Raw genomic sequence first — 26,717 nt, forward strand, 5'->3', positions numbered from 1 at the left:
TCTAGGCGGATGGGGGAGCGGTGCTGCCGCGCGGGGTCAGGCGGGCCGCCTGCTCCTCCAGCCCCGCGGGGTGCTCGCCGGCGATGAGCGCGAGCAGCCGCTGGGCGGCGTGCGCGCCGTAGGCGGGGATGTCCCGGCTGAGCGCGGTGAGCGGCGGCCGGACCACCTGCGAGAGCGGGGAGTCGTCCCAGGCGACGATCGACAGGTCGCCCGGCACGCTCAGCCGCATCTCCTGGGCCACCGACAGCCCGGCCACGGCCATGATGTCGTTGTCGTAGACCACGGCGGTCGGCCGGGAGGGTGAGCTGAGCAGCCTCCTGGTCGCGCGGGCCCCCTCCTCGCCGGTGTAGTCGGTGTGCACGGTGACGGCCTCACTGAGGCCGAGGCCCGCGCAGATGGCGCCGAACGCCTCGTCGCGCAGCACGGTGTGCAGGAGCCTCGGCAGGCCGGCGACCCGGGCGATGCGGCGGTGGCCGAGCGCCGTGAGGTACTCGACGGTCTCGCGGACGGCCGCGCCGTCGTCGGACCAGACCGGCAGCAGCGACCCGGACCCGGAGGGGTGCCCGAGCACCACGACCGGCATGCCCAGCGACTCCATCTCGGCCACGCGCGGGTCCATCGAGTGCAGGTCGACCATGATCGCGCCGTCGACGCGGCCCTCGCCCCACCAGCGGCGGTAGACGGCCATCTCCTGCTCGTGGTCGGTGACCACCTGCAGCATCAGCGCGTACGACTGGGCCGACAGCTCGCCCTCGATGCCGCTGATGAGCTCCATGAAGAACGGCTCGACGCCGAGGAAGCGGGCGGGACGGCACAGGGCGAGGCCGATGGTGTTGGCCCGCGCGCCGTTCAGCGCCCGGGCGGCGCTGTTGGGCCGCCAGCCGATCTCGTCGGCGATGGCGAGGATGCGCGCCCGCGTGGACGCCGACACCCCGGGCTGGCCGTTCAGCGCGTAGGACACCGCCCCTTTGGAGACACCGGCCTGCCGGGCGATGTCTGCGATCGTCGGACGCTTCACAGGGCCCCTCTCGCTGAACCGGTCTAGACCAAGGCGTCTGCAGGTACCTTACTACGCCCCTCACGGGGGCGAATGACCTGGCCCGGCACCGCTTCGCGCCTCCGGGAGCGCTCCATCGCACCCTGTCCGGGCAGGGTGGTAAAGATTGGACACGACGGCAACCGGCCGTTGACACTCCCGACACACGAGTCGTAGTTTCACGTTACTTATCCGGTTCAGTACCTCCCGGCCCACGTTTCAGGAGGATCAGGCGTGCACAAGAGACCGGCGGTCCCGGCGGCCCACCGTCGTCCTCTCCCTGCTGTTCCAGAGACACTTCACCCGCGGTATCGCGCCATCCGGCCTTAAGGGCTGACCCTCTAAGGAGAGAACACTTGAGCATCTACCGTCCGCTGCACGACGGCTGGACCCTGACCGCCGTATCGGACGAGGTGGACATCGCCGGCATCCCGGCGACCGTCCCCGGCTGCGTGCACACCGACCTGCTCGCGGCCGGTCTCATCGACGATCCCTACCTGGACGACAACGAGAGCCGGCTCACCTGGATCGGCCGCACCACCTGGGCCTACGAGACGTCCTTCACCTGGCACGCGGACGAGGACGCGGAGCGGGCCGACCTGGTCTGCGACGGCCTGGACACGGTCGCGACCGTCGTGCTCAACGGCGCCGAGGTGGCCTCCACCGCGAACATGCACCGGTTCTACCGCTTCCCCGTGCGCGACCTGCTGCGCGAGGGCGAGAACACGCTGCGGGTGGTGTTCGGCTCCCCGTACGCCTACGCCGAGGCGCGGCGGGCGGAGTGCGGCGACCGGCCCGGGGCCTACGACGAGCCGTACCAGTTCATCCGCAAGATGGCCTGCAACTTCGGCTGGGACTGGGGACCGACCCTGGTCACCTCCGGCATCTGGCGCGCCATCGGCCTGCACGCCTGGAGCGGCGCCCGCCTGGCCGCCGTACGCCCCCTGGTGACCGTCGAAGGGGGCGAGGGGCGCGTCGAGGCGCACGTGACGGTGGAGCGCGCGGCCGGGGAGTTTTCCGGCGGCGCGCTGACCGTGACCGCCACCGTCGCCGGGGTGCGGGCGCAGGCCCGGCTGGCGCCGGGGGAGTGCGAGGCCGTGCTCACGATGGCCGTGCCCGAGCCGGACCTGTGGTGGCCCCGGGGGTACGGCGAGCAGCCGTTGTACCCGCTGGCCGTGCGTCTCGCGGCGGACGCCGTCACCGGCGCCGGCCGGGACGGCGCGGCCGCGAGCGGTGAACGGACCGGCGGCGCCGGCGCGGAGCTGGACGCCTGGACCCGCGAGGTCGGGTTCCGCGCGGTGCGGCTGGACCGGGCCGGCGACGGCTTCACCATCGTCGTCAACGACGTCCCGGTCTTCGCCAGGGGCGCGAACTGGATCCCCGACGACTGCTTCCCCACGCGGATCACCCGGGAGCGCCTGGCGAAGCGCCTGGACCAGGCGTGCGAGGCCAACCTCAACCTGCTGCGCGTCTGGGGCGGCGGCCTGTACGAGAGCACGGACTTCTACGACCTGTGCGACCGGCTCGGGCTGCTGGTCTGGCAGGACTTCGCCTTCGCCTGCGCGGCCTACCCCGAGGAGGAGCCGTTCGCCTCCGAGGTCGAGGCGGAGGCGCGCGACAACATCGTGCGCCTGGCGCCCCACCCGAGCCTCATCCTGTGGAACGGCAACAACGAGAACATCGAGGGCTTCGCCGACTGGGGCTGGCGGGACAAGCTGGGCGAGCGCACCTGGGGCGCCGGCTTCTACTACGACCTGCTGCCCCGGGTGGTGGCCGAGCTGGACCCGGCCCGTCCCTACTGGGCCGGCAGTCCCTACTCCGGCGCGCCGGACCTGCCGCCGAACGACCCCGCCCGCGGCACCGTCCACATCTGGGACGTGTGGAACCGCGAGGACTACCTGCGCTACGGGGCCTACCGGCCCCGGTTCGTCGCCGAGTTCGGCTTCCAGGGACCGCCCGCGTACGCCACGCTGCGCCGGGCCTTGAGCGACGACCCGCTGGCTCCCGGCTCGCCCGGTGTGCGGCACCACCAGAAGGCGATCGACGGCGACGACAAGCTGACGCGCGGCCTCGGCGGCCACCTGCCCGCGCCCGAGACGTTCGACGACTGGCACTACCTGACGCAGCTCAACCAGGCGCGGGCCATGGCGTTCGGCATCGAGCGCTTCCGCTCGCTCGCGCCGTACTGCATGGGCACGGTCGTCTGGCAGCTCAACGACTGCTGGCCGGTCGTCTCCTGGGCGGCGGTGGACGGGGACGCGCGCCGCAAGCCCCTGTGGTACGCGCTGCGCCGCGTCTACGCCGACCGGCTGCTGACGTTCCAGGACGCCGCGGTGGTCGTGGTCAACGACGGCGCAGCCGAGTGGGCGGGGGAGCTGTCTGTCGTGCGGCGCGGGCTGGGCGGAGAGGCGCTCGCCGAGGAGCGGTTCCCGGTCGTCGTCCCTGCCCGCGGGACCCTGCCCGTGCCGCTCCCCGAGGCGCTGACGACGCCGGGAGACCCCGCCAAGGAGCTGCTGACCGCGCGTCTGGGCGGGGAGAGCGCCCTGCGGTTCTTCGCCGAGGACCCCGATGTCGCCTTTCCCGAGGCCGAGTTCGACGCGGTGGCAGAGCCGGTGCCCGGCGGCGTGCGGGTGACGGTGACGGCGCGCACGCTCGTGCGCGAGCTGGCGCTGTTCCCCGACCGGCTTGACCCGGCCGCCGAGGTGGACGACATGCTCCGCACGCTGCTGCCGGGGGAGACCGCCACGTTCACCGTGCGGGCCCCGGGCGGCCTGGACCCGGTCGCGCTGACGTCCCATCCGGTGCTGCGCTGCGTCAACGAGGCCGGCCGGTGATCGCCGCGGCGACGGGAGGCGCTGAACCGATTAAGTGAAACTTTCATCGAATCCCTTAAGCGTGGAGACCCGGCCCACCCCTACACGCGGCACCCGCCCCGCGCGCCGCCCGGCCGCCCCTCCCGGACGGCGACGGCCGCCCGTTCCTGCCCCGCTGCCCACACGCGATGGACGCCTGCGCCGGGCCGATCCCGGTCGTGTCCCTGGGCGAGGGCCACGACGTCGCCTGCCTCCTGCCGCGGCCCGGTCCCGGCATGTCCCGCATGACGCGCTGATCGCGAGGCGGGTGGTTAGCACGTCTCTCGCCCGTGGCCGACTACTCTGGACGGGCAGGCACACCGACGTGAGAGAGACCATGAAGACCTTCGAAGAGCTGTTCGCCGAGCTGTCGGACAAGGCGCGCACCCGTCCCGCCGGGTCGGGCACCGTCGCGGCCCTGGACGCCGGCGTCCATGCCATCGGCAAGAAGGTCGTGGAGGAGGCCGCCGAGAGCTGGATGGCGGCCGAGCACGAGTCCACCGACCGGGCGGCCGAGGAGATCTCCCAGCTCCTCTACCACGTGCAGGTCCTCATGATCGCAAGGGGCATCGGCCTCGACGAGGTCTACAAGCATCTTTAGGCCGGTCCTCCGGCCTTCGCCGCCCGACCTCGTCCTCGTCATCTCCGATCCGAAGGAACCCGCGACAGCCATGCTCCGTCTCGCCGTACCGAACAAGGGCGCGCTCACCGAGGCCGCCCAGACCATCCTGAAGGAAGCGGGCTACCGCCCCCGCAAGGACTCCAAGGAGCTCGTGGTCCTCGACCCCGACAACTCCTGTGAGCTGTTCTTCCTGCGCCCCCGCGACATCGCCGTCTACGTCGGCGAGGGCACGCTCGACGTCGGCATCACCGGCCTGGACATGCTCTTCGACTCCGGCGCGCCCGCCGAGGAGATCATGCCGCTCGGCTTCGGCGTCTCCACCTTCCGCTTCGCGGCCAGGCCCGGCACGTACTCCTCCGTGCAGGACCTGCAGGGCATGCGCGTCGCCACGTCCTACTCCGGCCTGCTCGGCAAGTACCTCGCCGACATGGGCGTAGAGGCGAGGGTGATCAAGCTCGACGGCGCCGTGGAGACCGCGATCCACCTCGGCGTCGCCGACGCCGTCGCCGACGTCGTCGAGACGGGCACCACTCTGCGCAACGTCGGACTGGAGGTCTTCGGCGAGCCGATCGCCCACTCCCAGGCCGCCTTGATCAAGAGGGCCGGGGCCGAGGAGACCTCCGGGGTCAAGCAGCTGGTCCGCCGGCTGCAGGGCGTGCTGGTCGCCCGCGACTACGTCATGATCGACTATGACATCCGGGCCGAGCGCATCGACGAGGCCATCGCCATCACGCCCGGCATGGAAGGCCCCACGGTCTCCCCGCTGCACCGTGAGGGCTGGGTCGCCGTCCGCGCCATGGTCCCGCGCAAGGGACACCAGCAGATCATGGACCAGCTCTGGGAGATCGGCGCCAAGGCCGTCCTGGTCACCGCGATCTTCGCCTGCCGCCTCTGAGCCGTGGCGGCCGCCGCGTGGCGGTCTGACAATTGTCATCGCAAGGCCCGGACGGCAGGCACTGAGGATCTCCGGCGTTCCTTCCTACCGTTGGGGCCATGAACGCCATCGCCCTCACCGACGTGAGCAAGAGCTATGGTGAGGTCCGCGCCGTGAACGGCATGGACCTCACCATGGAAGCGGGGCGCACGGTCGCCCTCCTCGGTCCCAACGGGGCCGGCAAGTCCACGACGATCAACATGCTGCTCGGCCTCATCAGGCCCACCGCGGGACGGATCCGCGTCTTCGGCCGCACTCCCGACCAGGCGGTCGCCGCCGGCGACATCGGCGCGATGCTGCAGGAGGGGACGCTGATCCCCGAGCTGACCGTCCGCGAGCTGGTCGACTTCGTCCGGCGCCTGTACCCCGACCCGCTGCCGCTCGACCAGGTCCTCCAGATGGCCGATCTGACCTCGCTGGCGTCGCGGCGGTCCGACCGGCTGTCCGGCGGGCAGACCCAGCGCGTCAGGTTCGCCCTCGCCATCGCGGGCTCGCCCAAGCTGCTGGTGCTCGACGAGCCGACCGCCGCCATGGACGTCGAGTCGCGCCGCGCCTTCTGGGAGAGCATGCGCGCCTACGCCGCGCAGGGCCGCACCGTGCTGTTCGCGACCCACTACCTGGAGGAGGCCGACGAGAACTCCGACCGGGTGATCGTCGTCGCGCGCGGCAAGGTCGTGGCCGACGGCACGGCCGCCCAGATCAAGGCCGGGGCAGGCGGGAGCTCGGTGGAGTTCTCGCTCGGCGGCCAGTCGTCGGCCGGCCTGGACGCGCTTCCTGGCGTCACCGGCGTCACGATCCTCTCCGGCACGGTGACGCTGCGGACCGCCGACGTCGACGCGACCGTGGCGGCGCTCTACCGTAAGACCACGCTGGACGTGCGCGATCTCCGGATCGGCGGCGTCGACCTGGAGGACGCCTTCCTCGCCCTCACCAAGTCCGCGGAGGCCTGAGCCATGCTGAACTATGTGAAGCTCGAGGCCACGCGGATGCTGCGCAACAAGCGCTACATCATCTTCGTCGTGGCGTTCCCCGTCGGTTTCTATCTGCTCTACTCCAACCTGTGGGGGAACCAGGTCGACCAGGCGACCGGCGTCCGGGCCAGCGTCAGCCTCATGGTGTCGATGGCCGCCTACGGCGCGCTGGCGGCGGCGATCATGTCGACCGCCGTGCCGTGGTCGCAGGAGCGGCAGAGCGGCTGGCTGCGCCAGCTCCAGATCACCCCGCTCCCGAGCTGGATGATCATCGTGACGAAGATGATCTCCTCGCTGCTGCTCGTGCTGCCCGCCCTGTTGCTCGTCGTCCTGGCCGCGGTGCTCACCCAGCACGTCTCGCTGCCCGTGGGGGAGTGGGCCGCGCTGATCCCGATCATGTGGCTGGGCACGATCCCGTTCGCCGCCCTCGGCCTCATCATCGGCTCGCTCGTCCCGCCGGACACCGCCCAGCCGCTGGCCATCATCGGCATGTTCGGCCTCGCGCTCCTCGGCGGGCTGTGGTTCCCCATCGACATGCTGCCCCAGACCATGCGGACCATCGCGCACGCCCTGCCGTCCTACGACTACGCCAGCATCGGCTGGGAGATCGTCGCCGGCCACACCCCGCCCGCCTCGGCGGTCGCCGGCATCCTCGGCTGGGCGGTCGCCCTCTGCGCCCTGGCGATCTACGCCTACCGCAGGGCGACGGCGCGGGTCTGAGCCGATGAGCAGGCTGAGCGAGATCTTCACCTTCGGCGGGACGGACGAGCGGCCGCTCCGCTGGAGGCGCCTGCTGGGTATGTCCTTCGGGCTGGTCTACCTGTTCTATCCGGTGCTCGACGTCGTCTCGGGGAACATCACCGGAGCCAAGGCCTACTGGGGGATCGCCTCGCTGGTGGCGTTCGTCATCGCCTACTCCGCCACCGTGGTCAGCCCGGAGAACTTCGGCCGGCCGGGCAGGTGGACCTTCCCGCTGCTCGGCCTCACGGCGCTGATGGCGGTCGTGTTCCCGCTCATCTTCGGCGGCGGCTGGCTGTCGCTGCCCATCTATGTCACGGTCGTGATCAGCATGGCCATGCCCGTGCGCGGGGCCGTCATAGGGATCGCGGCAATGGGCGTGGTCGTGCTCGCCGACGGCCTGGCCACCGGGGCCGACCTGGGCGGCATCTCGCTCCTGCTGCTGCAGGTCGTCACGCTCGGGGTCCTGTTCATGAGCGTGCGCAACACCCGGGTCCTCGTGATCGAACTCCACCGCGCCCAGGGTGAGGTGGCCCGGCTGGCGGCCGGCGAGGAGCGCCTGCGCATCGCCCGCGACCTGCACGACCTGCTCGGCCACAGTCTGTCGCTCATCGTGCTGAAGAGCGAACTGGCCGCGCGGCTCGCCGAGCAGGGCTCTCCGAGGGCGGCCGGCGAGATCCGCGACGTGGAGTCGGTCGCCCGCCTCGCCCTCCAGGAAGTCCGCGAAGCGGTCACCGGCTACCGCCAGCGCGGGTTGTCGGAGGAACTCGACAGCGCCCGCGCGGCGCTCACCGCGGCCGGTGTGACCGTCACGGTGCGCACCACGGGCACGCCGCTGCCCGACGCGCTGGACGGCCTGTTCGGCTGGGCCGTCCGCGAGGGCGTCACCAACGTGGTGCGCCACGCGCGGGCCGGGCGGTGCGACATCGCGGTGACCTTCGAGAGCGACGCCGCGACCCTGGAGATCACCGACGACGGGCGGGCGGCGGGGCCGTGCGAGGCGGGCAGCGGCCTGACCGGGCTGGCCGAACGCGTCCAGGCCGCCGGAGGCACCCTGGCCGCCGGCCCGCGCCCGGACGGCGGGTTCCAGCTGCGGGTCCTGGTGCCGGCCGCGGTGGGATCGCGAACGTGACCCCTCGCCTGCCCGCACGCCGAGCCGATGGTCCAGGATCGTGGTGACCGGCTCCCGGCCCGGCGGGCGGCTCGGCGACCGGCCCCCGACCTCCCAGGAGCGGCAAGTGATCAGAGTCGTGCTCGCCGAGGAGCGGTAAGTGATCAGAGTCGTGCTCGCCGAGGACCAGGCCATGATCAGGGGCGCGCTGGCGAGCCTGCTCGGCCTGGAGGCCGACATCGAGGTCGTCGGCGAGGCCGCCACCGGCGAGGAGGCCGTCGCGGTCACCCTCAAGGCGCGGCCCGACATCGCGCTCCTCGACATCGAGATGCCCGTGATGGACGGCATCACGGCGGCGGCCGAGATCACCCGTGCCGTGCCCGGCTGCCGGGTCATGATCCTCACGACCTTCGGCAGGCCCGGCTATCTGCGCAGGGCGATGGAGGCCGGCGCGGTGGCGTTCATGGTCAAGGACAGCCCCGCCCGTGAGCTGGCCGCCGCGATCAGGCGCGTCCTGGCCGGCGAACGCGTGATCGACCCCGCCCTGGCCGCCGCCGCGCTGAGCGCCGGCCCGAACCCGCTGTCCGCGCGCGAACGCGACGTGCTCGCCGCCGCCGCCGACGGGTCCACCATCGGGGACATCGCCCTGCGCCTGCACCTCTCGGAAGGGACCGTCCGCAACTACCTGTCCTCCGCCATCCAGAAGACCCACGCCCGCAACCGCATAGAAGCCGTCCAGCGCGCCCAAACCCAGGGCTGGCTCTGACGACCTGAGGCGGACTTCCAGACCGTGTGCCCGTGAGGGTCATCCACGGTGGTGCGGGCCCGTCTCGGCGAGACGGCGGGCGAGGAAGGCGCGTTCGGCCTCGTTGGCGGCCAGCGCGATCGCCCGCTCGTACGCTGAGGCGGCGTCGGCCTCGCGGCCCGCTCGGCGCAGCAGGTCGGCCTTGATCGCCGGCAGGTACCGGTAGCCGGCGAGCCGCTCGTCGCGTTCGAGCGTCTCGACCTCGGCCAGCGCGGTCGCCGGCCCGCTGACCATCGCGACCGCCACGGCCCGGTTGAGCGCGACGACCGGTGACGGCCATGCTTTCACCAGCTCGTCGTAGAACACCAGGATCTGATCCCAGTCGGTCTCCCCGTAGGTCGGTGCGGTGGCATGCAGGGCCGCGATGGCGGCTTGCAAGGCGAATCGGCCGGGATCGCCACCGCGGAGCGCTGCCAGGACCAGGTCGTGCGCCTCGGCGACGGCCTCCCGGTCCCAGGCCGAACGGTCCTGCTCCTCCAGCAGCAGCAGGCGTCCGTCCGCGGTGGTACGAGTCGCCCGGCGTGCGTGGTTGGCCAGCAGCAGCGCGAGCAGTCCCCGGACCTCGCGCTCGTGCGGCATCAGATCGTGCAGCATGCGAGCCAGGTCCAGCGCACGCTCCGCGAGGTCGTTCTTGGTCAGGGCGGGCCCCGCCGGTGCGGTGTGGCCGGTGGTGAAGAGCAGATGGATCACGGTGAGGGCCGCGTCCAACCGGTCCGGCAGCTCGTGTGGGGCGGGCATCCGGAAGGGGATCCGCGCCGCCGTGATCTTCTTCTTGGCCCGGGTGATCCGGGCCGCCATGGTCGTCTCGGAGACCAGGAACGCCTTCGCGATGTCCGGGGTCGTCACGCCGCAGACGAGCCGCAGCGTGAGCGCGACCTGGGCCTCGGTGACCAGCGCCGGATGGCAGCACAGGAAGACCAGCCGCAGCCGGTCATCGTGGACCACCGGGTCGGCCGGGAGATCCGGGCCGCCCTCCGCCGGTTCCACCAGCAGGTGCAGCTTCGACCGGAATGTTCGGGCCCTGCGCAGCGCGTCCAGAGCGTTGTGCCGCGCCGCGGTGGTCAGCCAGGCGCCCGGGCTGGCCGGCACGCCACCACTCGTCCAGGCGTCGAGCGCGGCGACGTACGCGTCCTGGACGCACTCCTCGGCCAGTTCGAGGTCGCGGGTGACGCGCACGGTCGCGGCGAGCACCCTGGCCCACTCGCGACGGTGCGCGTCGGCGACCGCCTGCCGGATCGCGGTCACTGCGCGAGCAGCGGCCGCACCTCGACGGCGCCATCCATGATCGGGAGCAGCTTGCCGATGGCGATCGCCTGGTCGAGGTCCGCGGCCTCGACCACGAAGAACCCGGCGATCACCTCCTTGCTCTCGATGAACGGACCATCGGTGACCAGGCCGTTCTTGTGGATCGTCCGCGTGGTCGCGCTGGGCTGCAGCGCCTGCTCGTTGATGACCGTCGCGCCCATCGCGGCGATCTGCTCCCCGGCGCGCATGTTGGCTTCCATCACCTCGGGCGGGATGTCGGCCACACCTCCGGGGGTCTCCTTCTCGTAGATCAGTACCGCGTACTGCGGCATGGCTCCTCCCGTCTCTTCGCTTTTCGCGATCACCAGTTGCCGGTCTCGGGGCCCATCGCACCGTACTGGAGCTTGCCGTCCCGTGCGTACGTGCTGACCACGACCCCGGTGCTCGACGTCGTGGTCCCGGTCGGCTTGAGGTGCCCGGGGATGGTCCCCTCCGCGAAAAGCCGCTTGCCGGAGCCGATGAGGACCGGGAAGGTCAGCAGGTGGAACTCCTCGACGAGGTCGTTCGCGAGGAGCGTCTGGACCAGCCTGCCGCTGCCGTGGACCTGGATCTCGTCGCCCTCGCCCCGTTTGAGCTCACCGACCGCCTCGGCGACGTCGCCGGTGAGCAGCGTCGAGTTCTGCCACGACACGCTGTCCAGCGTCCGCGACGCGACGTACTTGGGCAGGCCGTTCATCCTCGCCCCGATCGGGTCACCGGCCTGGGCGAGCGGCCAGGTGGCGGCGAAGCCCTCGTACGTCCTGCGCCCGAGCAGGAGCGCGCCCGCCCTGCCGGTCAGCGCGGTCATGTGCTCGATGAGCCCCCCGTCGAAGTGCGGTACGGCCCAGCCGCCGTGCTCGAACCCGCCGTCGAGGTCCTCGTCGCGGCCGCCCGGTGCCTGCACGACCCCGTCCAAGGACATGAACGCCATCACCATCAGTTTCCGCATGTCGTTTCCTTCGCTCGTACCCGCGGTGGGGCGTCGCGGTGACGCCCTCACCCACTACGGCGAACGAGGCCGCCCGCAATCGACACCCCGAGCGAAATTCGTGCGGTCGGTCGCCGAGGCCGTCACATCGTGCGGGTGAGCGACAGTGATGAGCCCTCGCCGGCCAAGACGAACACGTATGCGGCTCCATGCGGATATGAAGTTGCGAATTTATGCAATTAGACATATTGTTCGCTTCGTAAGCAGGGGCATGTCCAGAACGGAGCGGCGGATGGGCCACTTCGCGGGGCCCGAGGGCCTCCCGGAGCCCGGCGCGGGCTCGCGGGCCGGCGGCGGGGGTTGACCGTGCCTGTTCCGCTGTACCAGGCGAAGGCCGACTTCTTTCGCACGCTCGGGCATCCCGTACGCATCCGGGTGCTGGAACTACTGCAGAACGGGCCGCTCCCCGTGCGTGACCTGCTGGTCGCCACAGATGTTGGGGCACCCGGTCTGTCTCAGCAGCTCGCGGTGCTGCGGCGGGCGGGTATCGTCTCCGCCACCCGGGAGGGCTCCACCGTGGTGTACGCCCTCAGCAGCGCGGATGTCGCCGAGCTGCTGGGAGCGGCGCGCCGCATCCTGACCGACGTGATCGCCGGTCAGGGCGAGCTGCTGGCCGAGCTGCGCGAGGCGAGGCCGGAGCGGCTCACGTGAACCGCCCATGGGCGGGCTGACGCCTGCCGTGTGTCGCCGACGTCCCATGTCTCTTTCCAGGTGTCGAGGTGTTTCATCGCCGTGATCGGTCTGTGGCGAAAGATCAGGAAAACCGGCCGAGTGGCCGAGCCGGCGCCCGAGCGCGCCGATGGCGAGGTCGTGCCGCGTGCCGCCGAGCTCGGCGGATCGGTGCAGATCCGGCATGTCGACGCCGGGTCGTGCAACGGCTGCGAGGTCGAGATCGCCTCGGCGTTCGGGCCGGTCTACGACGCCGAGCGGTACGGGGCGCGGCTCGTCGCCTCTCCCCGGCACGCCGACGCCCTGCTGGTGACCGGCCCGGTGACGCGCAACATGGAGGTCGCCCTGCGCCGCAGCCACGAGGCCGTGCCCGAGCCGCGCCTGGTGGTCGCCCTCGGTGACTGCGCCCGCGACTGCGGCGCGTTCGCCGGGGCGTACGGCGTGGTCGGCGCGGTCAAGGACGTCGTCCCCGTGGACGTCGAAGTGCCCGGGTGCCCGCCGCCGCCCGAGGCCATCGTCGAGGCGCTGCGCGGGCTGACCGGCCGGTGAACCTCACCGGAACCCTTTTCGTCGCCGCGCTCGGCCTGTGCCTGGCCGCGGCGCCGGCCGCGGTCCTCACTCCCCGCCGCGCCCGGCCGCTGCTCGCGGGAGCCGCCACCACCGCGGCGGGCCTGGCCGGGGCCGCGGCCGGCGTGACGGCGCTGTCAGGTCAGGGCTGGTCGGCCCGGCTCGACGGCGTGCTTCCCCTGGCGGGCGTGCGGCTGGACCTCGACCCGCTGGGCGCCATGTTCGTCGCCGTGACCGGCGCGGTCGCGGTCTGCGCGGCCGTCTACGGCGTCGCCTACGCCCGGCACGGCCTGGACGGCCGGGTGGCGCAGGCGACCCCGCCGCTCTTCGTCGCCTCGATGCTGCTGGTCCCCGCGGCGGCGAGCGTCAGCACTCTGCTGGTCGCCTGGGAGCTGATGGCCCTCACCTCGCTGCTGCTGGTGCTCGCCGAGCACCGCCGCCGGGCGGCGGTGGGCGAGGCGGCGCTGTGGTACGCCGTCATGACGCACCTCGGCTTCGCCGCGATCCTCGCCGGGTTGGCCGGCTTCGCGGCCCTCGCCGGCGGCGAGACCTTCGAGCAGCTGCGCGCCGCCGGCCTGCCGCCCGGGGCGCGCGACGCGGTGTTCCTCGCGACGCTGGCGGGCTTCGCCTCCAAGGCCGGCATCGTGCCGCTGCATGTCTGGCTGGCGCGTGCCCATCCTGAGGCGCCGAGCCAGGTGTCGGCGCTGATGAGCGCGGCCATGGTCAACATGGGCGTGTACGGCATCCTGCGGGTCGGCCTGGACCTGCTGCACGGCGGCCCCGCCTGGTGGTGGCTGCTGGTGCTCGGCGCCGGCGCCCTGTCGGCGCTGTTCGGCATCCTGCAGGCGGCGGTGGCCTCCGACCTCAAACGGCTGCTCGGCCACTCCACCACCGAGAACATGGGGCTCGTGCTGATCGGCGTGGGCGCCGCCGGGTTCCTCGCCTCCGGCGGCGACTCGATGCTCGCCGCCCTGGCGCTGGCCGCCGCGCTGCTGCACGTGGTGAACCACTCCGCGTTCAAGACGCTGCTGTTCCTGGCGGCAGGCTCGGTGCTGCACGCCACCGGGACGCGCGACCTGGACGCCCTCGGCGGGTTGCGCGCCCGCATGCCCTGCACCACGGCGCTGTTCGCCGTCGGAGCCCTGGCCGCCTCCGCCCTGCCGCCGGGCAACGGGTTCGTCAGCGAGTGGCTGCTGCTCCAGAGCCTCATCCACGCCCTGCCCACCTCCGGGGTGGCGGGCGCGGTGACGATGCCGCTGGCCGTCGGGGTGATCGCCCTGTCGGCCGGCCTGGCGATCGCCACCTTCGTGAAGGCCTTCGGCGTGGGCTTCCTGGCCCGCCCGCGCACCCCCGGAGCCGAGCGCGCGAGCGAGAGCCCGCCCGCCATGATCGGCGGGATGGCCCTGGCGGCGGCGAGCTGCGTGATCCTCGCGCTCGCGCCCGCGACCGTCCTGCCGGGCCTCTCGCGCCTGGCCGCCTCGCTGGTCCCCGGCTCGGGGCACCCTCCTGGACCCGTCCCGGTGAGCGGAGAGGTGACGCTGCGGCTGACCGGGTACGAAGGGACGATCTCGCCGCTGCTGATCGCGGTCGCGCTCGCGATCGCCGTGATCGGCCTGCTCGGCGCGGTGCGCCTGTTCGCCTCACGCAGGGCCCGGCGGGCCGCCCGGCTCTGGGACTGCGGGGCCGGGCCGATGTCGCCCCGCATGGAGTACACCGCCACGTCCTTCGCCGAGCCGCTTCAGCGAGTCTTCGATGACGTGCTGGAGCCGGAGAGCGACCTCGACGTCACCCCGACGAAGGAGTCGGCCTACCTCGTGGAGAGCGTCCGGTTCCGTGCCCGGATACCCGACCGCATCGAGCGGCGGCTGTACGACCCGGTGCTGGCCGCCGCCGGCGCCCTCGGGCGCGCCGCGACAGGGCTGGCCAACGGCAGCGTCCACCGCTACCTCGCCTACGGCTTCTACGCCCTGACCGCTGTGCTCGTCGCCCTGGCGGTGATCTGGTGATCGAGATGGGGAACGTGCTCACCCTGCCCGCCCACCTCACCGTGTCCGCGTCGCTCGTCGGGGAGGGCGCATGACGGGCCTGATCGGGGCGGTGTCCCAGGTGGTGCTCGTGGCGGTCGGCTCACCGCTGCTGGCCGGGCTGATGCGGCAGGTCCGCGCCCGGCTGGAGGGCCGGGCGGGGGCCGGCGTCGCCCAGCCCTGGCGCGACCTGCGCAAGCTGGCCCGCAAGGAGCCGATCACCCCGCACGGCACCGGATGGGTGTTCCGTCTCGCACCGCTGGTGCTCGCCGGCACCGTCCTGGTGGTCGCCGCGGTCGTGCCGCTGGTGACCACGCTGTCCCCGATGGACGGCGTCGCCGACCTGTTCGCGGTGACCGCCCTGCTGGCCCTGGGGTCGGTGGCACTGGCCCTCGGCGGGCTGGACACCGGCACCGCCTTCGGCGGAATGGGCGCCAGCCGCGAGGTCACGGTGATGGCGCTGGTCGAGCCCACCATCCTGCTGTCGGTGTTCGCGCTCTCGGTGCGGGTCGGGTCGACCAATCTCGGCGCGATCGTCACCTCGGCCGTGCACGACCCGCTGGAGGTGATCTCCCCGGTCAGCCTGCTCGCGGCCGTCGCCCTGGCGGTGGTCACCATCGCCGAGACCGGGCGCATCCCCGTGGACAACCCCTCGACGCACCTCGAACTGACGATGATCCATGAGGCGATGATCCTGGAGTACTCCGGCCCGGACCTGGCGCTCATCGAGTGGGCGTCGGCGATGCGGCTGTCGGTGCTGCTCGGACTGCTGGCGAGCCTGTTCGCCCCCTGGGGCATCGCCACCGCGGGCGCCGGCCTGGCCGCCGTCGTCCTGGGCATGGCCGCCCTTGTGATCAAGGTCGCCGCGCTCGGAGTGCTGCTCGCCGCCGGCGAGGTGTTCATGGCCAAGCTGCGCCTGTTCCGCATCCCGGAGCTCCTCGCCGGATCCTTCATGCTGGCGCTCCTCGCCGTCGCCGCCTCCTTCTTCCTCGCGTGAGATGACATGACCGACTCGGTGTACGTACCTCTGCTCGACCTGGCCTGCGGGGCGTTCCTGCTGACGGGGGTGCTCGTGCTGTGGCGGCGCGACCTGGCCGCGATCGTGCGCCTGTTCGCCGTGCAGGGAGCCGACCTCGGCGCGCTGGTGATCGTGCTCGGACTCCACAAGGGCTCGGCCGAGCTGATGATCGCCGGTGTCGCTGTCGGCGGGCTGCGCGCGGGCCTGCTGCCCTGCCTCATGCGCCGCGCCCTGATGGCCGGAGGAGAGGGCAGGGAGACCAAACCGCTGGTCAACGTGGCCGGCTCGCTGCTGGTGGCGGCCGTGCTCGCCATGGTCGCCTACGCCGTCTCCCAGCCGCTCGTACGGCTCACCCCCACCCCGGCGACGCAGGCGGTGCCGGTCGCCCTCACCGTGCTGCTGGTCGGCTTCTTCGTCCTGGTCACCCGGCGCAGGGCGCTGTCGCAGGTGGTCGGGTTCCTGCTGATGGACAACGCCATCACCGCCACGGCCTTCCTCACGACCAGCGGGGTGCCGATGGTCGTGGAGCTCGGCGTCTCGCTCGACATCCTGCTCGCCGTTCTGGTGCTCCAGGTGCTCACCACGCGCATGCGGGCGGCGTTCGGCGGCACCGACCTGGACGAGCTGAGAGAGCTGCGCGACTGATGCACGAGCGACTTGACGACCGTGTCCTTCCCGCCGCCCACACGATGCCCCGCCGACCGGCGATCCTCAGGCGGTCGGTGTGCGGACCAGTGGTTTCCGGGCGGCCGGTGTTCGGGACGGTGGACGAGGTGACGGCATGACCCTGTTGATGATCGCCCCCATCCTGCTGCACGTGCTCGCCGCGTGCGGCTACGCCGCTCTCGGGTGGCGGCCCGCCACCGCCTGGCTGGGCGCCGTGGCCTCCGCGGGGACGTTATGCGCGGCCATCGCGCTGGCCGTGGCCACCACCGATCATCCCCGTACGGCCATCGGCGGCCTGCTGCGCGCCGACGCGCTGAGCGCGTTCATGCTGATCGTGATCGGCGTGGTGGCCCTGCTGGCGATGCTCGCGAGCCCCGGCTACCTCGCCGCCGAGGTCGCCGCCGGGCATACCGGGGAGCGCGCCGCCCGCCGCTACGGCATCCTGACCCAGGCCTTCGTGGCCGCCATGGCGCTCGCGGTCCTCGCGGCGAGCCTCGGGGTGCTCTGGGTGGCGGTGGAGGCGACCACGATCCTCACCGCGTTCCTGGTGGGGCACCGCCGCACCCGGCAGGCCGTCGAGGCCGCCTGGAAGTACGTCGTGATCTGCTCGGTCGGCATCGCCTTGGCCCTGCTCGGCATCGTCCTCACCAACTACGCCGCCGTCCACGCCCGCGTGCCCTCCGCAGGCGTGCTCGACTGGGCCGTGCTCGCCGGCCACGCCGCCGACCTCGACCCCGGGGTGATGCGCATCGCCGTCGCCCTGCTGGTCCTCGGGTTCGGCACCAAGGCCGGTCTGGCGCCGATGCACGCCTGGTTGCCCGACGCCCACGGCCAGGCCCCGGCGCCGGTGTCCGCGCTCATGTCGGGGGTGCTGCTGTCGGTCGCCTTCTACGCCGTCCTGCGGGTGAAGGTCATCGCCGACATCGCCCTCGGCGCCGGGTTCGCGCGCACGCTGCTGGTCATCGCAGCCCTCGCGTCCCTGGCCGTCTCGGCGGCCCTGCTGCTGGCACAGCGCGACTACAAACGGATGCTCGCCTACTCGAGCATCGAGCACATGGGACTCGTGGCCCTCGGCGCCGCCATCGGCACCCGCCTCGCCATGGCGGCCGTCCTGCTGCACGTGCTCGGGCACGGCCTCGGCAAGTCGGTGCTGTTCCTGGCCTCCGGGCACATCCACCAGGCCTACGGCAGCAGCAAGATCGCCGCGGTCGGCGGGCTGACCGTGCGGGCTCCGGTGCTCGCCGGCGCCTTCGGCCTCGGCCTGCTGGCGCTGCTCGGCCTGCCGCCGTTCAGCCTGTTCGCCAGCGAGCTCGGCATCGTCCGCGCGGGCTTCTCCGCCGGTCTCGGCTGGGCGGTGGCGGCGGCGCTCGTGCTGGTTCTGCTCATCGGCGCGTCCATGCTCTCGGGCTGGCGCAGCATGCTGCTCGGCACCCCCTCGCCCGAGGGAGCCGCGCCCTTGCCCGCGGTCGTCACCAACGCAGCCGGCGGCGCGGCGCCACCCGGCCAGGCCACCCCCTCACCCGGCGGCACGTCGCCACGGCTCACGTGGACCGCCGCCGTCCCGCTGGTCGCCGGACTGCTCGCCTGCGCCGTCCTCGGCGTCACGACCGGACCGCTGCGCCCGCTGCTGGAGGCCGCCGCGACCATGGCAGGAGCCACGCCTTGACCGATCGACTCATCGCCCACGTCACTCCCGACGAGCTGGCCGGCCGGGCCGGACGGCTGTTCGCGGACGGGTACCGGCTCGCGCTGGTGGCCGCGCACGAGGACCCCGGCGCCCTGCGGGTGGTGTACCTGTTCACCGCGGGCGCGCCGGACCGGCGTACCGAGCTGCACGTGCGGCTCGACCCGAACGAGCCGGTGATCCCGAGCCTGGCCGCGCTGTCCTTCCCGGCGGGCAGGTTCGAGCGGGAGATGCGCGACCTGTACGGGGTGGTGCCCGCGGGCCACCCTCTGCCCCGTCGCTTGGTCCGCCACCACCACTGGCCGCGCGGCTGGTATCCGATGCGCGCCGACGCCGGACCGCCTCCCGCCTTCGGCGACCCCGAAGGCCCCTACCCCTTCGTCACCGTGGAAGGGCCGGGCGTGTACGAGATCCCGGTCGGGCCGGTGCACGCGGGCCTCATCGAGCCCGGCCATTTCCGGTTCTCGGTGGTGGGGGAGACGATCCTGAAGCTCAAGGCGAGGCTGTGGTTCGTCCACAAGGGCATCGAGAAGCTGTTCATCGGGCGGGACCCGGGCGAGGGGCTGCCGCTCGCCGAGCGGGTCAGCGGTGACACCTCGGTCGGCCACGCCCTCGCGTACTGCCTGGCCGTGGAGGAGGCGACCGGGTGCGTCGTCGCCGCGGAGGCGCAGCGCATGCGGGCCGTCCTGCTGGAGCTGGAACGCCTGTACAACCACGTCACCGACCTCGGCGCCCTGTGCAACGACGTGGCCCACGGCATCCTGAACGCCCAGAGCGGGCGCGTGCGCGAGCAACTGCTCCGGATCAACGCCGAGGTCACCGGTCACCGGTTGCTACGCGGCGGGGTGACGCTGGGTGGCGCGGTGCTGCGCGCCCGGCCCGACCCGGGCAGGCTGCGGGCCATCGCCGCCGACGTCGCCGAGATCGCCGAACTCGCCCTCGGGCACACCGTCGTCGCCGACCGGTTCGCCGGCACCGCCGTGCTGACCCCCGGGGCCGCCCGGGACCTCGGCGCGCTCGGGTACGTCGCCCGTGCCAGCGGGGTCGCCGTCGACGCCCGCCGCGACCACCCGTTCACCGACCTTGGCCCGTTCACCGTGGTCGCCGGGGAGACCGGGGACGTGATGGCCCGGTTCCAGGTCCGCGCGCGCGAGATCGCCGCGTCCGTCGAGGTGATCGCGTACCTGCTCGACGGGCTGCCGCCGGGCGGGGTGTGCGGCCGGCCTCCCTGCACCACGCCGGGCGGGGCCACCTCCGGCGTCGGCATCGTCGAAGGCTGGCGCGGGACCATCGCGCACCGGGTGGAGCTGGCCCCCGACGGCACGCTGACCCGGGTCAAGATCGCGGACCCCTCGTTCTTCAACTGGCCGGCCCTGCCCGTCGCGCTCAGCGGCGCGATCGTGCCCGACTTCCCCCTGGTGAACAAGAGCTTCAACCTGTCCTACGCGGGCAACGACCTCTGACCGGCCCGCGCGTTCCGCGGTGTCGGCCCCCGCGCCTGCCTTCCGCGGTGGCGGGCGCGCCCCCCGCGTTCTGCGATGGCGGGACGGTGGCTCAGCCGCGGTGCGACGTCGGTGCGGTGGACTCCGAGGCTCGCAGGTCCTGCAGGATCTCGGCCTGCCCGGACAGCACGTCGGCGAGGATCTGGCGCGCGACCTTGAGCAGCTCGGCGACCAGGGGGCTGGTCAGCGAGTAGTGGACCGTCGCGCCTTCCTTGCGGGAGACCACGAGGTTGGCCCGTCGCAGCACGGCGAGCTGCTGGGACAGGTGCGCGGCCTCGATGCCCACCTCGGGCAGCATCTCGGCGACCGTGTGATCGCGCTCGCTCAGCAGCTCGAGGACGCGGATGCGAGCGGGATGCCCCAGCGTCTTGAAGAACTCCGCCTTCAACTGGTAGAGCGGCGTGCTCACCGATCCCCCTTCGCGGCCGGATTCCGGCTGTCATCTCAGCGTACGGGCGTCGCACTCCGATGGTCTGGACCCGACGGGCCATCTCATCACACCGCGTTCCCGGTGCGGACGCCACATTAGCGGCAGGGATGTCCGATCTCGACTATAGTAAAGTGAGCAATTTACAAGTTTCGCAATCTGGAAGCGGGTGAGTCTTGATGAGAGATGCCGCACGCAAGCGGCCCCCGATCCTGATGTGCCTGGGCTGCCGTCGCCATCATCGCCCTTCGGCGCTCCGCCAAACCCGCTGCCCCGCCTGTGGCCACCCAAAGCTCATCGGCTACACCGGCCCGACCGGCTTCACCGTCGCCGGCACCTCTCGCGTCTGCTCGCCGGAGGAGGCCGTACAGGGGCCGCGCGGCCGGCGCGGTACCACCTGAGGGCGGTTTTTTACCTAGAGGTCAAGAATACTGTTATCATCGCCTCATGGGCAGGCCGAAGCAGTTCGATCCGGACGCCGCGGTGGAGAAGGCCGTGGAGATCTTCTGGTGCAAGGGATACGGCGGGACCACGCCGCAGGATCTGGTCGACGGGCTCGGCGTCGGCAAGGGGAGCCTCTACAACACCTTCACCAGCAAGCAGGCCCTGTTCGAGAAGGCGTTGCGGCGCTACGGCGACAGGCGTGTGGCGGGGCTGGTGGAGGTGCTGGAAGGGTCCGGTCCCGTACGGGAACGGCTCCGTGCCGCGCTGGAGAGACTGGTGGACACCGGCCTCTCCGACCCGTACCGCCGGGGTTGCCTGGCCGTCAACACCGCGGCCGAGCCCGCCGGGGCCGACCCGGCGCTCGGCGAGATCGTCAGGAGCGTGTTCGACCGCATGGAGGCCGCCTTCCAGGCGGCGATCGAGGAGGGCCGGCGCCACGGGGAGATCGACGCCGATCGTGATCCCCGCGAGGCGGCGAGCCTGCTGCTCAGCACCGCCATCGGCATGAGCGTCGTCGCCAAGACCGCCGACCGTCCCGACCGGCTCCGCCGCGTCGTCGACGCCGTGCTGGCCACCCTCTGAGTCCCGTCGAAATCGACTCGCCTTCGGCATGCCCATATTTTGTACCTGTAGGTCAAGAAAGGAACCGGCAATGAGCGCACAGCACCCCGATCAAAGCGACACCCCCGTCACGCTGGGCTTCTTCGTCCGCGTCCAGGCCAGGCCGGGGAAGCGGCAGTGAGCTGGTATGGCAGGCCCGCCGCCTGCACGCCCAGCTCACCGGCCCAGTCCCGTGATCTACAATGTAAAGGCACCCGCCTCGAACAGTGCCACGTCAGCGGGCGGTCGGCTGGAGGTCGGCGACGTGGCGGATCAGGTCGCCGACGTGCACGACGCCCATGCAGCGGCCGACCTCGTCGATCACGACCAGGTCGTCGTACACACGGGCAGCGTCCTTGCCCGCCACCTGCATGGCCGCGATGGCCGGGGTGGTCTTCGGTACGACGCGCGGCGGGTCGGCGAGGCGGTGCGCCGGCTTCTTGGCGTGCAGGGCGTGCCCGTAGGGCCCGGCGATGGAGAGCAGGAAGCGGCTCCGCTCCACGCTGCCCCTCGGACGCTGGTACTCGTCCACCAGGATGACGCTGGTGATCGAGGGCTCCGTGCCGAGGGCCTCCACCACCTCCTCGGCCGTGGCCTGCATGTCGAGGGTGATCGCCGGGATGAGGAACTCCTGCACCCGCGGCCCGAGGTCCACCATCGACGGCTCGGGTTCGGCGACCGGCACCGGCAGCGGGACGTGCACCCGGCCGTGCGAGGGACGCCAGTCGAGCGGGGCCAGCAGCGGCCCCTGCGCGAGCCTGACGCCCCAGGTGCGCAGCGCGGTGAGCTGCGTCTCGTCGCGCACCTGCGGGGCCAGCACGTGGATGCCCATTCCCTTGGCCATGCGGGCGACCGCCTCGCCGAGCGCGTTGCGCCGCACGTCCCGGGGAATGCGCTCCATCAGCTCTGGAGAGAGCACCACCGTGTACGGCGAGGCGTCGGCGATCAGGTCGAGCGGGACGTGGGAGGTGCCGACGCCGCCGAGGGCGACAAGGTAGCCGATGGTCCGCAGACCGTCCATGCCGGTCAGCAGGGCCCGGCGGTCCTCCGCGGGGAAGTCGCCCGCGATCACGAGGATCACCTCGCGAGGGCGGCGCTTGGTCGCCCGCATCGCCTCGTGCAGGGGTGCCAGGGCGGCGGAGCCCAGGATCACGGCTCCGGAGGGCACGGTCAGCAGCAGGGGCAGCAACGCCTCCTCGCGGGCGGCGGCGTACGCGGCGGCCACCGTGGGGGAGATGTCGCGGGACATCCCGAGAGGGGTGACCTCGGTCGTCGCCTCGACGGCGATCACCCCGCCGGTGTCGAGATCGACGACCGGGAGGAAGGTCGCGACGGCACCAGCCGCTCCTGGACGTCCGGGCGCTCCAGCACGTCCGGGCGGCTCGGGTGCGCCAGAAAAGCCGGTGGAGCGGTGTGCGCCGGGAAGTCCGGGCGAACTCGGCGTGCCCGGGAATCCAGGGGAGGTCGGAGGGGCCATCGAGGCTCCCAGGGAGGCGGGGTGGGGGGTGGCGGTCGCCAGGGACGCGGCGGCCGGGGAAGGGGTTCTGAGGACCGTCACACATGGATTGTGCTGGGGGTTCGTGGGCCGGAGGGGACCTGACGGAGGGAATTCACTGTTATTTCCCCATCCGTTGCATGGAAGGATTCCTTTACGGTGAGTCGGGAAGAATGTCACGCCCCGTAACGACCATTTCGGCCCCACCACCCCAAACCACCGCCTTGCCGCCGATCCGGCCTGGACTCTCACGTGGGTGTGGCCGAGCGGTGCACGCCGTAGGGATGCGGTCGCTTCCTCTATGCGGGCTGCTAGTGTCGCGCCTCATGGCGGGACGACCGGCGGCGGGTGGGGGGCGATGGGTGTCGGTCGCGCCCGGACGTCTGGAGACCTGGTCACGCGGGTTCGCCGAGCGGCACGGGGGAGCGGAGAACGTTCTCTCCGGCGACGTCGTACGCCTCCAGGGCCGTGACGGCGCCGTGGCCGAGTTGCACGTTCCGTTCCCCCCGCTGGGCGGGGCCCGTGCGGACGCCGATGCCGTAGCCGCGGCCGAAGGTGACGATCTCCTGCATGACCTGGTGGAGCACGCGAGAGCCGAGCGCGTGGTCGGAGTGCTTCTCGTCCGCCTCGGTGGTCACGCCGCCGGGGTGTTCGAAGGGGAGCGGCTGATCGCCTCCAAGGTGGGCTCGCGCCTGGTGCATGGGCGCAGCGCGGCCGGTGGCTGGTCGCAGCACCGCTTCGCCCGGCGCCGGGAGAAGCAGGCGGCGGAGGCGTCCCAGGCGGCGGCCGAGGTCGCCGTGCGGGTGCTGGTGCCGAAGGTGGACTCGCTCGAAGCCGTGGTCCTCGGCGGAGATCGCCGCGCGGTCGACGCCCTGCGTACCGACCGGCGGCTCGCACCCATCTTCGCGCTCGAGACCGGCCCCTTCCTGGACGTGCCCGACCCCCGGCTGGCCGTCCTGCAGGACACCCCCCGCACCTTCCGCGCCGTCCGAATCCGCCTCCTGGATCCCCCCACCACCTAATAGGAGCCACCAGGTCAGCTGATCGGCGCCGCTTCCTGGAGCCGAGGACCATGGCTTGCTATCGTTTTCCGCGGAGCAAGCCCGGCGGTCAAGCCTCCAGGAGATGAGCATGAGCGACTCGGTGGCGTTGCCGCTCTACATGCGGCGGTCGGGGTTCGATCCGGCTCCCGAACTCTCGGAGTTCCGCGATGGGGAAGGCGTCCGGCGAATGAGCACGCCCTTCGGGTTCGACGCCTGGATGGTCACCCGGTTCGCCGACGTGCGCACGGTGCTGAGCGATGCCGAGCGGTTCAGCAACGCCAGGCTGATGAGCCTGCGCCCGGCGGAAGCGCCGGAGCTCAGCGACGAGGAGCTCGCCGCGATGCGGGCGGGGAACCTGCTCGCCTTCGACCCTCCCGAGCACACCCGCCTGCGGCGGATGCTGACGGCGGAGTTCACCGTCCGCAGGATGCGCAGGCTGGAGCCGCGCATCCGCGACATCGTGTCGGAGCACCTGGACGCCATGGAGCGCGGCGGTCCTCCGGTGGACCTGGTCTCCGCGTTCGCGCTGCCGATCCCCTCCCTGGTGATCTGCGAACTGCTGGGAGTGCCGTACGCCGACCGGGAGGACTTCCAGCGGCGGAGCAGCCGGATGCTGGACATGTCGGAGCCGGTCGAGGAGCGGATGGCGGTGAACCAGGAGTCACGCGCCTACATGGCCGGCCTCGTCGCCCGGGCGCAGGCCGACCCGGGGGAGGACCTCCTCGGGATGCTGGTGCGCGAGCACGGCGGCGACGTGACGGCCGACGAGCTCATCGGCATCGGCGGCCTGCTGCTGCTGGCCGGCCACGAGACCACCTCGAACATGCTGGCGCTCGGCACGCTGGCCCTGCTGCGCCATCCCGACCAGCTCGAATTGCTCAGGAAGGAGCCCGAGCGCATCGACGTCGCGGTGGAGGAGCTGCTGCGCTGGCTCAGCATCGTGCACTCCGGCTCGATCAAGGTGACCACCACCGAGGTCGAGCTGGCGGGCCGGCGCATCCCGGCGGGCGAGCTGGTGATGTGCGCGCTGCCGGCCGCCAATCGCGACCCGGAGCTCGTGGCCGATCCCGACCGGCTGGACATCGGCCGCGATGACCTCGGGCACGTCGCCTTCGGCCACGGAGTGCACCACTGCCTGGGGGCGCCGCTGGCGCGCATGGAGATGCGCATCGCTTTCCCCGCCCTCCTGGAACGCTTCCCGGGGCTGCGGGAGGCCGGCGCCGGCACGGACTTCCGGTCCCACCACGTGGTGTACGGGCTGCGCTCCCTCGAGGTGGCCTGGTGACGACCCCGAGCGGGACCTGATCCGGGCGGCCGGAGCGGCCGCCCGGACGCGCGTCTAGGAGAGGGACGGCGAGGGCGCCGGGGCGCCGCTTCCAGCACCGCCCCAGGTCCGTGAGCCGCTCGGCCGGCTCGGCGGGGTCCTCCGGGCGCGGGCGGTCAACTATCAACCGTGCCCGGAGGCTGCCCGTACACTAGGCGTATGCGCACTCCCGATTGATCGGCGCACTCACCGAAGCGGGCCGAGCCGCGTGGCCGCCCTGCGAGACCCCGGTCTCTTTCCGACTGCACGTTCTTCGACCTTGTTCCCCGCTCTGGGAGTGTTCCCTCATCATGATCATTGCCTCCGACATCGAACTGCGCGCCGGTTCCCGCCTGCTCATCGAGGAGGCGTCTTTCCGCGTGAACCCCGGCGACCGCATCGGGCTGGTGGGCCGCAACGGCGCGGGCAAGACCACGCTCACCAAGGTGCTGGCCGGCGAGGGCCTCCCGGCCGCCGGTACGGTCTCCACCTCCGGCAGCATCGGCTACCTTCCCCAGGACCCGCGCACCGGAGACCTCTCGGTGGTCGCCTCCGACCGCATCCTGTCGGCCCGCGGCCTGGACGAGGTACTGCGCGAGTTGCGCGAGGCCGAGCTCGGCATGGCCTCCGACGACGTGCGCGTCCGCGACCGCGCGGTCCGCGCCTACGGCCGCCTGGAGGACCGGCTGCACGTCCTCGGCGGGTACTCCGCGGAGGCCGAGGCGGCGTCCATCGCCTCCAGCCTCGGGTTGCCCGACCGGGTGCTCAAGCAGCCCCTCCAGACCCTGTCCGGTGGCCAGCGCCGGCGGGTGGAACTGGCCCGCATTCTGTTCAGCGGAGCGGAGACTCTCCTACTTGACGAGCCGACAAACCACCTCGATGCGGACTCAATCGGGTGGCTTCGTGATTTTTTACGATCCCACCAGGGCGGCTTGATCATTATTAGCCACGATGTCGGCCTTCTTGAAGCGACGGTCAACAAGGTCCTGCACCTGGACGCCAACCGCTGCGTCATCGACACCTACAACGTCGGCTGGACCACCTATCTGGCCCAGCGCGAGACCGACGAGCGGCGCAGGAAGCGGGAGCGGGCCAACGCCGAGCGCCAGGCCTCGCAGTTGCTCTCGCAGGCCGACCGCATGCGCGCCAAGGCCACCAAGGCCAAGGCCGCGCAGGACATGGAGCGACGGGCCAAGCGACTGCTGGCGGGCGTGGAGGAGGAGCGGCGCAGCGACAAGGTGGCCAAGCTGCGCTTCCCCGACCCCGCCCCCTGCGGCCGCACGCCGCTGACGGCCGCCGGCCTGTCGAAGTCCTACGGCTCGCTGGAGGTCTTCACCGACGTCGACGCGGCCGTCGACCGGGGCAGCAGGGTCGTCGTGCTCGGCCTCAACGGCGCAGGCAAGACCACGCTGCTGCGCATGCTCGGCGGCCTGGAAAAGCCCGACTCCGGCGAGGTTCGCCCAGGTCACGGCCTCAAGCTCGGGTACTACGCCCAGGAGCACGAGACGCTGGACGCCGATCGCAGCGTGCTGGAGAACATGCGCTCCGCCGGGCCCGACGTGCCGGACGTGGCGCTGCGCAAGGTCCTCGGCTCGTTCCTGTTCTCCGGGGACGACGCCGAAAAGCCCGCGTCCGTGCTGTCGGGCGGGGAGAAGACGCGGCTGGCCCTGGCCACGCTGGTGCTCTCGAGCGCCAACGTCCTCCTGCTCGACGAGCCCACGAACAACCTCGATCCCATCAGCCGCGATCAGGTTCTTTCAGCGCTAAGGTCCTATTCTGGGGCAATTGTCCTCGTTACACACGATGAGGGGGCCGTAGCGGCTCTACGACCGGATAGGGTGATCTTGCTACCGGACGGAGTTGAAGACGCTTGGAGCGACGAATTTTCCGATCTTGTGGCACTCGCCTGATCTTAATTTGAGCGGGTACGGATC

Annotated in this window: 24 protein-coding genes; 18 read left to right on the forward strand and 6 right to left on the reverse strand. The window is 71.9% G+C overall.

Features of this window, described 5'->3' with window-relative positions; all coding sequences use genetic code 11:
- Position 1: 1 nt before the first annotated feature.
- Complete coding sequence (locus MYF83_RS17310; protein WP_248961440.1) at positions 2–1,018, reverse strand: LacI family DNA-binding transcriptional regulator; 1,017 nt, start codon at positions 1,016–1,018, stop codon at positions 2–4.
- A 374-nt stretch (positions 1,019–1,392) separates the two neighbouring features.
- On the opposite strand from MYF83_RS17310, the gene MYF83_RS17315 reads away from it, so the two are divergent.
- The 7 genes from MYF83_RS17315 (at position 1,393) to MYF83_RS17345 (ending at position 9,030) form a co-directional block, all read left to right on the forward strand.
- Positions 1,393–3,870 (forward strand): glycoside hydrolase family 2 protein, encoded by a 2,478-nt coding sequence (locus MYF83_RS17315; protein ID WP_248961441.1) that lies wholly within the window; start codon positions 1,393–1,395, stop codon positions 3,868–3,870.
- A gap of 355 nt (positions 3,871–4,225) precedes the next feature.
- Complete coding sequence (locus tag MYF83_RS17320) at positions 4,226–4,489, forward strand: phosphoribosyl-ATP diphosphatase (RefSeq protein WP_248961442.1); 264 nt, start codon at positions 4,226–4,228, stop codon at positions 4,487–4,489.
- A 70-nt stretch (positions 4,490–4,559) separates the two neighbouring features.
- Positions 4,560–5,405: an ATP phosphoribosyltransferase gene (gene hisG, locus MYF83_RS17325; RefSeq protein WP_248961443.1), complete on the forward strand. Its 846-nt coding sequence runs from the start codon at positions 4,560–4,562 to the stop codon at positions 5,403–5,405.
- A gap of 98 nt (positions 5,406–5,503) precedes the next feature.
- Positions 5,504–6,394 (forward strand): ABC transporter ATP-binding protein, encoded by an 891-nt coding sequence (locus tag MYF83_RS17330; RefSeq protein ID WP_248961444.1) that lies wholly within the window; start codon positions 5,504–5,506, stop codon positions 6,392–6,394.
- Between the two features lie 3 nt (positions 6,395–6,397).
- Positions 6,398–7,135: an ABC transporter permease gene (locus MYF83_RS17335; RefSeq protein WP_248961446.1), complete on the forward strand. Its 738-nt coding sequence runs from the start codon at positions 6,398–6,400 to the stop codon at positions 7,133–7,135.
- 4 nt (positions 7,136–7,139) lie between these two features.
- Positions 7,140–8,285 carry a sensor histidine kinase gene (locus tag MYF83_RS17340; RefSeq protein ID WP_248961448.1) on the forward strand — a complete coding sequence of 382 codons (1,146 nt, stop codon included), beginning with the start codon at positions 7,140–7,142 and terminating at the stop codon, positions 8,283–8,285.
- A 139-nt stretch (positions 8,286–8,424) separates the two neighbouring features.
- A complete protein-coding gene (locus tag MYF83_RS17345) occupies positions 8,425–9,030 on the forward strand; it encodes a response regulator transcription factor (RefSeq protein WP_248961452.1) in 606 nt (201 codons plus the stop codon).
- A 39-nt stretch (positions 9,031–9,069) separates the two neighbouring features.
- Here the strand turns inward: MYF83_RS17345 and MYF83_RS17350 are convergent, their stop codons facing one another.
- Genes MYF83_RS17350 through MYF83_RS17360 form a run of 3 tightly spaced genes read right to left on the reverse strand, consistent with a single transcriptional unit; the run spans position 9,070 to position 11,302 of the window.
- The gene (locus MYF83_RS17350; RefSeq protein WP_248961453.1) at positions 9,070–10,314 is read right to left on the reverse strand and encodes an RNA polymerase sigma factor; all 1,245 of its coding nucleotides are present in this window, start codon (positions 10,312–10,314) and stop codon (positions 9,070–9,072) included.
- On the reverse strand, positions 10,311–10,646 hold the full coding sequence (locus tag MYF83_RS17355; RefSeq protein WP_248961454.1) for a YciI family protein: 336 nt from the start codon (positions 10,644–10,646) through the stop codon (positions 10,311–10,313). The genes MYF83_RS17350 and MYF83_RS17355 overlap by 4 nt, the downstream gene beginning before the upstream one ends.
- 29 nt (positions 10,647–10,675) lie before the next feature.
- Positions 10,676–11,302 carry a dihydrofolate reductase family protein gene (locus tag MYF83_RS17360; RefSeq protein WP_248961455.1) on the reverse strand — a complete coding sequence of 209 codons (627 nt, stop codon included), beginning with the start codon at positions 11,300–11,302 and terminating at the stop codon, positions 10,676–10,678.
- Between the two features lie 345 nt (positions 11,303–11,647).
- On the opposite strand from MYF83_RS17360, the gene MYF83_RS17365 reads away from it, so the two are divergent.
- From MYF83_RS17365 to MYF83_RS17395, 7 genes are all read left to right on the forward strand, one after another.
- On the forward strand, positions 11,648–11,992 hold the full coding sequence (locus tag MYF83_RS17365; protein WP_248961467.1) for an ArsR/SmtB family transcription factor: 345 nt from the start codon (positions 11,648–11,650) through the stop codon (positions 11,990–11,992).
- A gap of 120 nt (positions 11,993–12,112) precedes the next feature.
- Positions 12,113–12,559, forward strand: coding sequence for an NADH-quinone oxidoreductase subunit B family protein (locus MYF83_RS17370; RefSeq protein ID WP_248961469.1), 447 nt, complete (start codon positions 12,113–12,115; stop codon positions 12,557–12,559).
- Positions 12,556–14,583, forward strand: coding sequence for a proton-conducting transporter transmembrane domain-containing protein (locus tag MYF83_RS17375; RefSeq protein WP_248961471.1), 2,028 nt, complete (start codon positions 12,556–12,558; stop codon positions 14,581–14,583). Before MYF83_RS17370 ends, MYF83_RS17375 begins: the two co-directional genes overlap by 4 nt.
- A 70-nt stretch (positions 14,584–14,653) precedes the next feature.
- On the forward strand, positions 14,654–15,598 hold the full coding sequence (locus MYF83_RS17380) for a respiratory chain complex I subunit 1 family protein (protein ID WP_248961473.1): 945 nt from the start codon (positions 14,654–14,656) through the stop codon (positions 15,596–15,598).
- A gap of 6 nt (positions 15,599–15,604) precedes the next feature.
- Positions 15,605–16,264, forward strand: coding sequence for a hypothetical protein (locus MYF83_RS17385; protein WP_248961474.1), 660 nt, complete (start codon positions 15,605–15,607; stop codon positions 16,262–16,264).
- A gap of 136 nt (positions 16,265–16,400) precedes the next feature.
- Positions 16,401–17,951, forward strand: a complete 1,551-nt coding sequence (locus MYF83_RS17390; protein ID WP_248961476.1) for a proton-conducting transporter transmembrane domain-containing protein — start codon at positions 16,401–16,403, stop codon at positions 17,949–17,951.
- Positions 17,948–19,432 carry a hydrogenase large subunit gene (locus MYF83_RS17395; protein ID WP_248961478.1) on the forward strand — a complete coding sequence of 495 codons (1,485 nt, stop codon included), beginning with the start codon at positions 17,948–17,950 and terminating at the stop codon, positions 19,430–19,432. Before MYF83_RS17390 ends, MYF83_RS17395 begins: the two co-directional genes overlap by 4 nt.
- 91 nt (positions 19,433–19,523) lie before the next feature.
- On the opposite strand, the gene MYF83_RS17400 is transcribed toward MYF83_RS17395, so the two are convergent.
- Positions 19,524–19,880, reverse strand: coding sequence for an ArsR/SmtB family transcription factor (locus MYF83_RS17400; protein WP_248961487.1), 357 nt, complete (start codon positions 19,878–19,880; stop codon positions 19,524–19,526).
- A 465-nt stretch (positions 19,881–20,345) separates the two neighbouring features.
- Between MYF83_RS17400 and MYF83_RS17405 the strand changes: the two genes are divergently transcribed.
- Positions 20,346–20,924 carry a TetR/AcrR family transcriptional regulator gene (locus MYF83_RS17405; protein WP_248961490.1) on the forward strand — a complete coding sequence of 193 codons (579 nt, stop codon included), beginning with the start codon at positions 20,346–20,348 and terminating at the stop codon, positions 20,922–20,924.
- Between the two features lie 253 nt (positions 20,925–21,177).
- Here MYF83_RS17405 and MYF83_RS17410 read toward each other — a convergent pair whose 3' ends face one another.
- Complete coding sequence (locus tag MYF83_RS17410; RefSeq protein ID WP_248961492.1) at positions 21,178–22,500, reverse strand: EAL domain-containing protein; 1,323 nt, start codon at positions 22,498–22,500, stop codon at positions 21,178–21,180.
- Between the two features lie 263 nt (positions 22,501–22,763).
- On the opposite strand from MYF83_RS17410, the gene MYF83_RS42810 reads away from it, so the two are divergent.
- From MYF83_RS42810 to MYF83_RS17430, 3 genes are all read left to right on the forward strand, one after another.
- On the forward strand, positions 22,764–23,459 hold the full coding sequence (locus tag MYF83_RS42810; RefSeq protein WP_279339664.1) for an acVLRF1 family peptidyl-tRNA hydrolase: 696 nt from the start codon (positions 22,764–22,766) through the stop codon (positions 23,457–23,459).
- A 109-nt stretch (positions 23,460–23,568) separates the two neighbouring features.
- The gene (locus tag MYF83_RS17425) at positions 23,569–24,765 is read left to right on the forward strand and encodes a cytochrome P450 (protein ID WP_248961497.1); all 1,197 of its coding nucleotides are present in this window, start codon (positions 23,569–23,571) and stop codon (positions 24,763–24,765) included.
- Between the two features lie 329 nt (positions 24,766–25,094).
- Entirely contained in the window at positions 25,095–26,693 is a 1,599-nt protein-coding gene (locus MYF83_RS17430; protein ID WP_248961498.1) for an ABC-F family ATP-binding cassette domain-containing protein, read from the forward strand.
- Positions 26,694–26,717 lie beyond the last annotated feature (24 nt).

It is taken from the genome of Sphaerisporangium perillae (genome assembly GCF_023276435.1).
In the GTDB taxonomy this organism is placed as follows: Bacteria; Actinomycetota; Actinomycetes; order Streptosporangiales; family Streptosporangiaceae; genus Sphaerisporangium; species Sphaerisporangium perillae.